Raw genomic sequence first — 12,026 nt, 5'->3', positions numbered from 1 at the left:
AAGGACTTGAAACTGACGTTACGTCATTTTATATAATGGCTCTAACCGTCATGTAGTTTGATCGTAAATACTTATTCCAATGATCATGTCATGGCAGATGGTAAACCGCTGGGGCGAAGGAGAGAGTGATGTGAACAAAGGGGATATTACGATTTATGCGTGCGTCATTATAGGTGCAGGAATCGGACTGATTCTTGATCAAGCGTTTCCTGGCGCCTTGGTTGGTTTAGGCGTAGGCTATCTGATCAAGCAGGCTTTGTATAAGGATAAAGAAGAATAAACGGATGATGGGGAGGTGTCTGAGATTGATTCCGATTCAAAAGGTGGCAAAACAGACCGGAGTTACGGTAAGGACGCTGCGTTACTATGACCAGATCAGATTGTTGGCAGCTTCGTCCAAAACGGAAGGAGGACATCGGCTTTATACAGACGATGATTTGCGTAAGCTGCAACAGATCCAGTTTTTTAAAGGGGTCGGGTACAGTCTCAAGGATATAAAAGAAATGCTTGCCGACCCCAAATGGAATTGGTCGACTAGTTTGAAGGCCCAACTGGCTTATATCATGGAAGAGCAGACAAGACTTAGAGTAATAGAGCAGGGGCTGCGTGAACTAATTAGCGGGCTTGTTGTGGAGGGAGGAGAGGATGCGCTTGCGATCCAGAAGTTCATTCAATTATCGAGCCAGGATAAGAGAAGGCGACATATTTTTAAAGAAAGCCTGTTTAACGATAAAGAATTGGAGCTCTTACAGAAGGTTCCGAGTATGGGCGGAGATGATCCCGATTCTTTGGAATGGATAGCACTGTTAGGTCAAATTAAGCAGCATATGAAGAAGGGCATATCGTCACCCAAAGTACAGCGGATCATCCGACGCATGCTTGAAAAACAGGAGGAGAATTTCTCGGGCGAGGATGAGTTTATTCAAAAATTATGGGACGCAAGGATGTCACCCGCTCAATCGGCAGAGCTTGGACTTTATCCGATCGACCGGGATGTACTCCAATTTATGGAGCAAGCCTATGAAACCCATATGTCATTGCTGAAAGAAAGGCTAGCTCCTCAACATGATCAGGGAGAGGAAGAAGTGTGAGTATAGAGCTGCTGCTTTCGATAGGCGGACTGGCCTTGCTGGATACATTGAGCCCAGCCACTATAGGAGTTACGGTATACTTGCTGTTAACGGAAACCAAGCGCCTTGCTTCGAGGCTGCTGATTTATTTGCTGACGGTCGCCGGCTTTTATTTTTCGGTAGGAGTTATGCTGATGCTGGGCATGGGGGTGCTGCTGGAATCGCTGGCTTCTCTTTTCCAGAGCAGGGCGGTAAGCTGGGTGATCTTCATCATTGGGGCTGGCCTGTTTATTGCCAGTTTTTATAGTCCGCAGAAAAGTAAAACGGAATTGCCCCGTCCGAAGTCCAAAAGCCAATTTTCGATGGTGGCGCTGGGATTTACTACAGCATTGATTGAGGTGGGAACGGCGTTTCCTTATTTTGCCGCAATTGGCTTGATGACGACCTCCGACTTGGCTCCCTATCAGTGGCTGCCGGTAATGGCCGGATATAATTTAATCATGATTTTGCCTTCGTTGATTCTATTCATGCTGTATACGTTATTTGGGCGAATGATGCAAAGGCCGCTGGAACGGCTTCAGGTGAAAATCGCCAAGCAATCCGGCTCAGTCCTCTCCTGGGTGCTGTGTATCGTGGGGCTTATTCTTATTTTTAATAGCTTGGATTATTTATAGCGGATTTTTGGACTTTGATAAAGGCGAACGGGAATTATGAGGCCAATTTACCTTTGTTTTTGGCACCCAACAGCCCAAAATTACACAAATGGGTTTACGTTTGCGCAGTTATTTGGTAATATAATCGCAATATTCAAATGCGACGACGAGATGAGTAGATAAATGAAATCTTTTACAGAGAGCTCCGTTTGCTGAAAAGGAGCAAAGCATTTCTTTATTGAAAAAAGCCTCTGAGCAGCACATCGGAACGATGATTGATAGGGATGGTGTGCCAGGAGCTCCTGTTACAGAGCTAGAGTATAAGCGTACAAAATGGTATGCTGTACTTGAAGAGGTTAATATGGCGACATATTAACGAAGTTGGGGTGGTACCGCGGGCATACAAATCTCGCCCCCAAGACGGATCGAAAAGTCTTGGGGGTGGGATTTTTTTAATTCATGGGAGAAATAGGCTAGGGTCGTTCGAGGTACAGATAAAACAAACATGGAAAGGAAAGGATATCACATGGGAGAAAAATTAAAAGTAGGCATTGTTGGCGGTACGGGAATGGTCGGTCAGCGATTTGTTCAATTGCTGGATGGGCATCCTTGGTTTACGGTGACGGCTATTGCAGCAAGCGCAAATTCCGCAGGCAAAACCTATGAAGAGTCTGTGCAAGGCAGATGGAAATTGTCTACGCCAATACCTGAAGGTGTGAAAAATATTGTCGTTCAGGATGCTGCGAAAGTAGAAGAGGTTACTTCTGGGGTTGATTTTGTTTTTTGCGCGGTAGATATGAAGAAGGCTGAAATTCAAGCTCTAGAAGAGGCTTATGCAAAAACGGGAACCCCGGTCATTTCCAACAATTCGGCTCATCGCTGGACGCCGGATGTACCGATGGTGATTCCTGAAGTAAACCCGCAGCATCTCGAAGTCATTGCCGCGCAGCGCAAACGGCTTGGAACGGAGACTGGGTTTATTGCCGTTAAACCCAATTGCTCCATCCAGAGCTATGTCCCTGCTCTGCATGCCCTGCTGGATTTTGAACCGACAACGGTGGTCGCATCGACATATCAGGCGATTTCCGGAGCTGGTAAAAACTTCAGCGATTGGCCTGAAATGCTGGACAACGTCATTCCTTATATCGGCGGGGAAGAGGAGAAGAGCGAGCAGGAGCCGCTGCGCATCTGGGGCCGGGTTGAGGATGGCCAGGTTATTAAAGCAAGCGCGCCTCTGATTACGACGCAATGTATCCGCGTACCTGTAACGGACGGACATTTGGCTACTGTATTCGTATCCTTCAAGAAGAAGCCTTCCAAAGAGGAAATCATTGCACGCTGGCAGCAATTCGAAGGAAGAGCGCAGGAGCTGGATCTGCCAAGCGCACCGAAGCAGTTCATCACCTATTTCGAAGAAGAAAACAGACCGCAGACTAAACTTGACCGCGATATCGAGCGGGGCATGGGCGTTTCTGTCGGCAGATTGCGCGAAGATTCGCTCTACGATTATAAATTTGTGGGTCTTTCGCACAATACTTTGCGCGGAGCGGCCGGGGGCGCCGTACTGATCGCCGAGCTGCTCAAAGCGGAAGGTTATATTCAACCGAAATAATTGCGCTGTCCTCCGGAAGGCGTGGGCAATTAAGCATCGATGAAGTGTATGGGTTACCACGAGGCGTATAGATACCACGAAGCGTCCGGATTACCGCGAAGCGTATGAATGCCGGAAAGCGTGCAGGTTGCCTGAAAGCTGCGGGTTGCCGGGAAGCGTCTGGTTGCCGGAAAGCTAGGGGTTGCTAGATAGCTTAAAGGATGCGCGAAAGCGTATAAGGCCCAAACGGAGCATTTGGGTTACCTGATAAATGGATTGGTTGTAATTAATATCCATGTTCGACTGCTGAATGTACAAATAGCTGGATTTCGTGTCATTAAACTGAGGCTTCTAGGCTTACAAAGCTGAAAACCAAGTTTTAGATACATGAAATCCAGCTTTTTTCGTGATTATTATCTTTGAGCTAGTATAGGTACCGGAAATACATTTAAATTACACATTGACATAAAACAAAAGGAAGTTGTGGCATGCAGAAATTTATCGTAATCGGCGGGGGGATCTTGGGCGCTTCTACGGCATATCAATTGGCCAGAAGCGGGGCAGATGTGGTTATTATCGACGGGAAGCACAAAGGACAAGCAACGGACGCCGCTGCCGGGATCATTTGTCCTTGGCTTTCACAGAGACGCAATCAAGCCTGGTATAGGCTGGCTAGGGAAGGGGCGCGCTATTATCCCGCATTGATCGAGGAACTGGAAAGAGAAGGAGAGACCGAAACCGGATATGCGCGAGTTGGCGCACTTCGTATCCACAGGGAGAAGGACAAGCTCATTGAGCTGGAAAAGCGTGCCAAGCAGCGCAAGCAGGATGCCCCGGAGATGGGGGAGATTACGCTGCTCACTCCAAGCGAGGTGAAGCGTTTATTTCCTCCGCTCGCCGACGACTACGCCGCGCTGCATATTACCGGGGCAGCCCGCGTCGATGGACGAGCGCTTCGGGAGGCGCTGCTCCGTGCAGCGATCCGAAAAGGCGCAGTAGTTCTGGATGGGGAAGCAGAGCTCTGCCTTGACGGCAATAAGATTACAGGGGCAAGAGTGCGGGATGAGAAGATCGTTGCCGATGCCGTCATCGTTTGCGCCGGCGCGTGGGTCAATCCGCTGCTTGCGCCGTTAGGCGTCGATTTCAAAGCAACGTTCCAAAAAGCGCAGATCGTTCACTTGGCCTTGCCGGGTATGGATACGGGCAGTTGGCCCGTCATTATGCCGCCGGGGGATCAGTATATTCTGGCATTTGATGATAACCGGATTGTAATCGGCGCAACCCATGAAAACGATCCGCAAGGCTACGATACCCGAGTAACGGCGGGCGGCTTGCATGAGGTTTTCAATAAGGCGTTGATGTATGCCCCGGAGCTAGCCGAAAGCAGCTTTTTGGAGGCAAGAGTCGGTTTCCGCCCGTTTACTCCGGAATTCCTTCCGGTGATCGGCGCTTTGCCAGGCTGGAAAGGAATCTTCGTTGGCAATGGTTTAGGAGCATCGGGACTGACGATGGGGCCTTATATTGGATGCCAACTGGCGAAGCTGGCTCTTGGGCTGGAAATTGATATTGCCTTGGAAGACTACAAGGTGGAGGGAGCAATTGAGCAATAATCTGTAGGGGAGTTGTGAAGATTACCGCACAGATATTTCCATAGGTACACAAATGACCACATGCATGATAAACTAGCGCTATGCCTCGTTAAAGCGTCATGGCGTTGCATAATTATAATCGATTCTCATCATGCGTATCCGGAGGAATAACCATGAAAACAATCATACTCAGGTGGAATAAGATAAGTCTCGTAAAACGAATTTTTGCGGGAATTATCCTTGGGGTTATTTTAGCCTTATCCATCCCTAAGGCGTCAGGAATCGCTATTTTCGGATCATTGTTTGTATCCGCGCTAAAGGCGGTTGCCCCTATATTAGTTTTGCTCCTCGTCATGTCCGCCATATCCAATCATAAAAAAGGGCGCCAGACGAATATGAAAAAAATTATCGCTCTTTATGGTGTAAGCACGTTTTTGGCCGGGCTTGTAGCTGTTGGGGCAAGCTTTATTTTCCCGGTCAAGCTATCACTAGTGACGGATACCGCAGAATTGACTCCACCCGGAGGCATTATTGAAGTGTTGAAGAACTTGTTGTTTAAGGTTGTTGACAACCCGGTCAACGCCTTGTTAAGCGCTAATTATATCGGAATCCTGGCCTGGGCGCTCCTGCTTGGGGTCGCTTTAAAAGGAGCCAATGATACGACGAAAAATTTGCTTACCAATTTCTCAGATGCCGTATCCAAAATCGTCACTTGGGTCATTCAATTTGCACCGTTCGGGATTATGGGGCTCGTGTTTGAATCGATTACAACCAACGGGCTTGCATCCTTGCTCGACTACGGGAAATTACTTCTCGTTCTTGTCGGATGTATGCTATTTATAGCGCTTGTTGTTAATCCATTGATCGTGTATCTGAACACTCGGGAGAATCCTTACCCCCTTGTATTCAGTTGCTTGAAGGAAAGCGGGATTACCGCATTTTTCACCCGGAGTTCAGCAGCCAACATTCCGATAAATATGAGATTATGCGAAAAATTAAAGCTGAATCCAGACACCTATTCGGTGTCCATACCATTAGGTGCTACGATCAATATGGCAGGTGCAGCGGTAACCATTTCTGTCTTAACACTTGCGGCGGTTCATACGCTCGGCATTCAAGTGGACTTTGGCACAGCGTTGATTCTAAGCGTCCTGTCCGCCATATCCGCTGCGGGCGCTTCGGGTGTTGCCGGCGGCTCGCTGCTGCTTATTCCACTGGCGTGCAGCTTGTTCGGCATATCGAATGATATCGCCATGCAGGTCGTTGGTGTGGGCTTCATCATCGGCGTCCTGCAGGACTCCTTTGAGACGGCGCTGAATTCATCCTCCGACGTATTATTTACGGCAACGGCCGAATACGCTAAAAAACGCAAACAAGACAAGAAAACGATCGTGAATGCTTAAATTCGGAAGCAGGCGGCCTTAGAGCTCCTGCTTTTTTTTGCATTCCAGGCCTGCAAATTTAAGAATACTTACGGTATTCCAGCAATAATTTTTTAATATTTATATTGCATATAAGTTTACTTGGTATTATAGTAATGGTATAAGGTCTAGACCATAAATATTCGGAGTGATGAATTGTCATGTCTACTCAATTTCCTCTCCATTTTGAAAAGGTATCAACCAAAAAGGTCAGTGAATTTATTAGAGAACAGTTGGAGGAAGCGATTATTCTCAAGGAGCTCATGAGCGGGGAACAGCTCCCATCTGAGCGAGAACTGGCGGAAATTTTCAATGCCAGTCGAATTACGGTGCGCGAGGCGCTTGCGGGGTTAGAGAGTAAGGGGCTGATTCAGAAGCGGGTTGGAGCAAAGGGAGGAACATTCATTCAACCGGTGACGGCTAATTCCCATAAGCGGACGGCGGAGGAGATCAAACGGGATTGGGAACAGATGCTGCAGGTGTTTGAATACCGGAAGATTATTGAACCGGAGGGGGCTTTTCTAGCCGCTGAGCGGATCACCGCAGGCGAGCTTGAGCTGCTCCAAAGCTATCTGGATCAGAGTCTGGAACCGGAATGTACGCGCGAATGGTTCCGGGCGCTGGATGTCAAATTCCATCTTGCGATTGCCAAGGCTTCGGGAAATCCCTACTTGGAATCCGCTGTGCGGCATATTCGGACGAAGATTAACCCGGCTCTCGATTTGATGCCTTATAACGAAGAGGTTCGGAGGGTGAACTACGAAGTACATACAGAAATTCTGACGGCGCTGAAGGCCCATGACAGCATCAGGTCGCGTGAAGTGATGAGACGTCATACCGGGTTCTCCGCAGAGGCTATTTATGAAAGAGTGGTTGCGGCGGATTAGGAAGGAGAATGTGAGGATTCATGGATATCAAAGAGATTTTAGATTTGGCTAAGCCGCTTCAGCAACAGCTCACCGAATGGCGTAGAGACTTTCACCGTCACCCTGAAACGGGGTATGAAGAATTCCGCACGTCAGAAATCGTAGCCAAGCATTTAGAGAGTCTGGGGTTGGAAGTGACAAGGAATGTTGGACGTACCGGAGTGGTAGGGCTGCTTAGAGGCCATATGCCGGGATCAACGATTGGTTTACGAGCGGACATGGATGCACTGCCGATCCAAGATCAGAAGACATCGGACTATTGCTCGCAAATTCCAGGTAAAGCTCATTTATGCGGTCATGATGCCCATACAGCTATCTTGATGGGGGCAGCTCAATTGCTGACAAGCCTTGGACGGCCTAAAGCAGGTAACATCAAATTCATATTTCAGCCGGCGGAAGAAGGCTTGGCAGGCGCGCGGGCGATGATCGAGGACGGTGTCCTGGAAAATCCGGCGGTCGATGCGATGGCAGGCCTGCACATTTATCCCGGGTTGAACACGGGGGAGCTTGGCGTAACCAAGGGTGCGGCTTTTGCTTCGGCTGATGCCCTTAAGATCAGGGTACTCGGCAGAGGCGGACATGCCGCGCGACCTCACGAAGGGATCGACGCCATTGCGGTATCCGCACAAATTATTACTGCACTGCAGAATATAACGAGCCGTATGGTTGACCCGCTTGAACCAGCCGTCATTACGATCGGCAAAATTTCTGGCGGTTATATGGGAACGGCGCTGGCGCCCGAGGTAGAGATGACGGGAACCGTCCGCACCTTATCTCCAGAGGTGAGGAAGCAGCTGCCTGGGCTGATTGAGCGAGTGGTCAGCGGGATTTGCAGCTCCTTCGGGGCAGGGTATGAAATCGAGCATGGGGAAGGGTATCCTCTCGTTATCAACGATTCGGCGATGGTCGATTTTATGACAGAGGTTAGCGAGCAAGTTTACGGCTCTAAGTCATGGCGTTATTTGAAGCCCTCCACGGGAGGAGAGGATTTCGCGTTCTATTCCGAACGCGTTCCCGGCGTGTTTTTCCGGCTTGGTTCAGATTGCGGCGAGGAGCGGACGCAGTATCCACTGCACCATCCCATGTTCGATCTGGATGAAGCAGCGATGCCTTACGGTGTAAGCATGCTATCAGCTACTGCCATTCAATTTTTGAACAGAAACTAATCATTAGAGGAGTGGAAGAGATGCAAAGAAAGAAATGGATAGGTATATTGGTGACATTACTGGCAGCGGTGGTTCTAGTTACCGCGTGCGGAGGCGGGAATACCGGTGCTGGTACTAATGCATCCGCAGATCAGAACGCAAATTCGGCAGCGCCGAAGAGTCAAACACTGACATTTGGCGTGGGAACGGATATTGAGAGTTTTGATCCTCATAACAATAACAATACGGCCAGTGAAGCGGTTATCGTGAACGTGTTCGATTATTTGTTGAAAAATGACAGCGAACAGAACAAGGTTCCTGGCTTGGCGACTTCCTGGGAGCAGGTAAATGAAACGACATGGCAATTCAAGCTGCGGGAAGGCGTTGCTTTTCATAACGGCGACCCTTTTACTGCGGAAGATGTGAAGTTTACGATTGAGCGGGTAGCTAAGGATGGAGCGCTGAAGCAGAACTCTTATTTTAAAAATATCGTTGAAGTGAACATTGTGGACGAGCACACCGTAGATATCGTGACGAGCGAACCGGATCCGCTGCTGTTAAATCGCTTGTCTAAAATGGGAGCAGGAATTTTGCCGTCCAAATATATTCAAGACAATGGGATCGAAGCCTTTTTGAAAGATCCGGTGGGTACAGGCCCTTATAAATTCAGCAAATGGATCAAGGATGATCGCGTAGAACTGGTGAAGAACGAGAATTATTATGAAGGCCAGCCGAAATGGGATCAGGTCGTATTCCGGGTAATTCCGGAAGCATCGACCCGCGTATCGGAGCTGCTGGCCGGCGGCATTGATGTCGCATCCGGTATTCCGTCCACGGATATTGATCGCATTCAAAACGCAGACAACAAGCAAATTGTGAAAGCCCCGACCCAAAGGGTGCTGCAATTGATCCTGCGTCATACCGAGGGTATTGTTACATCCGACCCTAAGGTGAGAGAAGCGATTGAACTCGCGATTGACAAGCAAGGCATTGTGGACAGCATTGTGGGTGGAGCAGGGATTGTTACGCGTACGTCAGTTACTCCGGGCAACTTTGGAGCCGATCCAACGCTCTATAAGCAATCGCTATACGATCAAGAGAGAGCTAAGGAATTGCTGAAGGAAGCCGGTTACGCCGACGTGGGCCCGGAATTGACGATTTCCGTGTCATCCCAGTATAAGGAGCAGTCGGAGGTCGTGGCGGCCATGCTGGAGCAGGTTGGGTTTAAAGTGAATCTGGACGTGCTCGAACCAAGCGCATTTAGTGAGCGATACAGCTCCAAATCGTTTAAAGAGATTTTCATGATTGGCATTGGCAACTCGTTGTTCGACGCATCAAATAACTATAACCGCTATTTATTCGAGGAAGCGAAGGACGAGACAGATTACAACAATCCAGAGGTTGAACAGTTGCTGCAGTCTGCTTTGGTCAATATGGATCCGGCTTCCCGAGAGATTGAGTATCAACAGGTTCAGCAAATTTTTGCTGAAGATCGCCCTGCGGTGTATTTGTACCAACTGGAAGGGGTATTCGGCATAGATCAACGTGTGAACTTCCAGCCGCGCAGCGATGAATTATTCTATGCGGAGGAGATTACACCTGCGGTGCAGTAAACTGCTTGCTGCAACAAGACCTAAATGAATAACGAAGAACGGCGGGGACGATTATCTTGTTCCGGCCGTGCTTTGTTAAATCGGGCTGGACTGCTTGAAAGTTGAGGCGGCAGGCTTGAGAATGGCTACGAAAGGTGAATGCTGCTATGGGAAAATACATCATCAAATCGCTGCTGCAGGTCATTCCTGTCCTGTTGATTGTCTCCATCATCGTCTTCATTCTGGTCAGAGTGACGGGTGATCCGGTTGCTCTCATGCTGCCGGAGACAGCAACCGCAGAAGACCGGGCGGTGCTTACCGAGGCGTTGGGGCTGGATCAACCTCTGTATGTGCAGTATTTAAAGTTTCTAGGCAGTGCGCTGCAGGGGGATTTCGGCAAGTCGTTCCGTTATGGCGAATCTGCGCTGCCGCTAGTACTGGAGCGCCTGCCGGCGAGCTTTGAACTGGCCGTCGCAGCCATGCTGTTTGCTGTATTGATGGCCGTGCCGCTAGGGGTAGCCTCTGCGGTTAAGCGAAATACGTTTGTCGATCTGGTTATATCAGGCATCTCGGTCATCGGCAAGGCGATGCCAAACTTCTGGATGGGGATTATGCTGATCTTATTATTCTCGGTCATTTGGGGCGTCCTGCCTGTGTCTGGGCGAGGCGGTTTGTCCCACCTTATTTTGCCGGCGTTTACACTGGGGGTGGGGCTTGCAGCACAAATGACGCGGCTAATCCGTTCGAGCATGCTGGATATTCTCAATCAGGATTATATTCGAACTGCGCGGAGTAAAGGAATCCGAGAGATATGGGTGATCGGCAAGCACGCTTTTCGCAATGGGATGATTCCTGTCGTAACTATTATGGGCCTGCAATTCACAAGTCTGATCGGGGGAACGTTGATTACGGAGACGGTATTTGCCTGGCCGGGGCTCGGACAACTGCTCGTCGTTGCGGTCAATACGCATGATATGGCCATTGTACAGGCAGCCGTCTTTGTCATTGCCTTTATTGTAGTCATAACTAATATTTTAACGGATGTGGCCTACCGTCTGCTGGATCCGCGCATTAAATACGACTAGGAGAGGGAGGAAGCGAAATGGCCATGATGAATGACATGCCGTCCTTGACGCCCGCGCCGCAGGATCAGGCGCAGGATCAAAGACAAAGATCGGCGGGAGTGGGCATGCTGGCTAAAAGCCTGCTGAGAAGCAAGACGGGAACACTCGGCGCCGTGCTGGTGCTCATCGTATGCTTGCTGGCGCTGCTGGCTCCTCTTCTCGCTGGGCATGATCCGAATGCGGTGAACCCGCTTAACCGGCTCAAGCCGCCGGTATGGATGGAAGGAGGAACGTCGGAGCATTGGCTAGGTACGGATAATTTGGGCCGGGACATGTGGAGCAGAATCGTGTACGGTTCGAGAGTATCCCTTCTTGTCGGGGTAGGTGCCGTGTTGGTATCGGGGATGATCGGCGCAGTTCTTGGCCTTATTTCGGGTTATTACGGTAAATGGGTGGATGCTGTCATTATGCGCATTGCCGATGCTTTTATGGCCATCCCCACGATTTTATTCATGCTCGTTGTGCTCGCCGTTGTGGGCCCCGGGATGACGACGCTGATTTTTGTCATTGGCGTGACCAATTGGGTGTCCTATACCCGGGTCGTCCGCGGAGAGGTGCTGAGCATCAAGGCGCGGGATTTCGTGAAGGCGGCCAGCGCGGTAGGAGCTAGCCATGGCCGGATTATCTTGAGGCATATTCTGCCGAATATTCTATCCTCGTTCATTGTCATTTCGGGGATGAATGTAGCGACGACAATAATTATGGAGGCTTCTCTAAGTTTTCTGGGGCTGGGCATTAAGCCCCCGGATATATCCTGGGGCGGGATGCTGAGCGACGGAAGGCAATATGTTGCAACAAGCTGGTGGGTAGCTACGTTTCCGGGATTGGCCATTACGGTGACGGTGCTGGGCGTTATTTTCCTTGGCGACTGGCTTCGCGATGTACTTGATCCGCACATGAAAATGAAGGGCTAAA

Annotated in this window: 11 protein-coding genes and 1 other annotated feature; all 11 genes read left to right on the top strand. The window is 49.6% G+C overall.

Translation table 11 applies throughout. The features are described from left to right. The first annotated feature begins 130 nt into the window (after positions 1-130). The 11 genes from CZ379_RS26350 to CZ379_RS20585 all read left to right on the top strand — a co-directional run bounded on the left by CZ379_RS26350 (position 131) and on the right by CZ379_RS20585 (position 12,025). Positions 131-280, top strand: coding sequence for a hypothetical protein (locus CZ379_RS26350; RefSeq protein WP_234404965.1), 150 nt, complete (start codon positions 131-133; stop codon positions 278-280). A 25-nt stretch (positions 281-305) separates the two neighbouring features. Further along, positions 306-1,091, top strand: coding sequence for a MerR family transcriptional regulator (locus tag CZ379_RS20630; protein WP_110933343.1), 786 nt, complete (start codon positions 306-308; stop codon positions 1,089-1,091). Next, a complete protein-coding gene (locus tag CZ379_RS20625) occupies positions 1,088-1,744 on the top strand; it encodes a GAP family protein (protein ID WP_110933342.1) in 657 nt (218 codons plus the stop codon). The genes CZ379_RS20630 and CZ379_RS20625 overlap by 4 nt, the downstream gene beginning before the upstream one ends. 133 nt (positions 1,745-1,877) lie before the next feature. Next, positions 1,878-2,143 (top strand) — a binding site (T-box leader). Positions 2,144-2,249: 106 nt separating this feature from the next. After that, positions 2,250-3,335 (top strand): aspartate-semialdehyde dehydrogenase, encoded by a 1,086-nt coding sequence (gene asd / locus CZ379_RS20620; protein ID WP_110933341.1) that lies wholly within the window; start codon positions 2,250-2,252, stop codon positions 3,333-3,335. Between the two features lie 467 nt (positions 3,336-3,802). Then, a complete protein-coding gene (locus CZ379_RS20615) occupies positions 3,803-4,924 on the top strand; it encodes an NAD(P)/FAD-dependent oxidoreductase (RefSeq protein ID WP_110933340.1) in 1,122 nt (373 codons plus the stop codon). Between the two features lie 152 nt (positions 4,925-5,076). After that, a complete protein-coding gene (gene sstT / locus CZ379_RS20610) occupies positions 5,077-6,306 on the top strand; it encodes a serine/threonine transporter SstT (protein WP_110933339.1) in 1,230 nt (409 codons plus the stop codon). Between the two features lie 179 nt (positions 6,307-6,485). After that, positions 6,486-7,211, top strand: coding sequence for a FadR/GntR family transcriptional regulator (locus CZ379_RS20605; RefSeq protein WP_110933338.1), 726 nt, complete (start codon positions 6,486-6,488; stop codon positions 7,209-7,211). A 20-nt stretch (positions 7,212-7,231) separates the two neighbouring features. Further along, a complete protein-coding gene (locus tag CZ379_RS20600) occupies positions 7,232-8,416 on the top strand; it encodes a M20 metallopeptidase family protein (protein ID WP_110933337.1) in 1,185 nt (394 codons plus the stop codon). Between the two features lie 20 nt (positions 8,417-8,436). Further along, on the top strand, positions 8,437-10,008 hold the full coding sequence (locus CZ379_RS20595) for an ABC transporter substrate-binding protein (protein WP_110933336.1): 1,572 nt from the start codon (positions 8,437-8,439) through the stop codon (positions 10,006-10,008). 146 nt (positions 10,009-10,154) lie between these two features. Beyond that, positions 10,155-11,072, top strand: coding sequence for an ABC transporter permease (locus CZ379_RS20590; RefSeq protein WP_110933335.1), 918 nt, complete (start codon positions 10,155-10,157; stop codon positions 11,070-11,072). Positions 11,073-11,089: 17 nt separating this feature from the next. Then, positions 11,090-12,025: an ABC transporter permease gene (locus CZ379_RS20585; RefSeq protein ID WP_110933334.1), complete on the top strand. Its 936-nt coding sequence runs from the start codon at positions 11,090-11,092 to the stop codon at positions 12,023-12,025. Position 12,026 lies beyond the last annotated feature (1 nt).

The organism is Paenibacillus bouchesdurhonensis (assembly GCF_900155685.1).
GTDB classification, from domain to species: domain Bacteria; phylum Bacillota; class Bacilli; order Paenibacillales; family Paenibacillaceae; genus Fontibacillus; species Fontibacillus bouchesdurhonensis.
This window is presented reverse-complemented; position numbering and strand designations above follow the sequence as displayed.

Bases quoted from the DNA above. Each gene is read 5' to 3' on its own strand.
- CZ379_RS20585 (WP_110933334.1), top strand. From the start codon at position 11,090: ATGGCCATGATGAATGACATGCCGTCCTTGACGCCCGCGCCGCAGGAT.
- CZ379_RS20600 (WP_110933337.1), top strand. From the start codon at position 7,232: ATGGATATCAAAGAGATTTTAGATTTGGCTAAGCCGCTTCAGCAACAG.
- sstT (WP_110933339.1), top strand. From the start codon at position 5,077: ATGAAAACAATCATACTCAGGTGGAATAAGATAAGTCTCGTAAAACGA.
- CZ379_RS20605 (WP_110933338.1), top strand. From the start codon at position 6,486: ATGTCTACTCAATTTCCTCTCCATTTTGAAAAGGTATCAACCAAAAAG.
- CZ379_RS20615 (WP_110933340.1), top strand. From the start codon at position 3,803: ATGCAGAAATTTATCGTAATCGGCGGGGGGATCTTGGGCGCTTCTACG.
- CZ379_RS20590 (WP_110933335.1), top strand. From the start codon at position 10,155: ATGGGAAAATACATCATCAAATCGCTGCTGCAGGTCATTCCTGTCCTG.
- asd (WP_110933341.1), top strand. From the start codon at position 2,250: ATGGGAGAAAAATTAAAAGTAGGCATTGTTGGCGGTACGGGAATGGTC.
- CZ379_RS20595 (WP_110933336.1), top strand. From the start codon at position 8,437: ATGCAAAGAAAGAAATGGATAGGTATATTGGTGACATTACTGGCAGCG.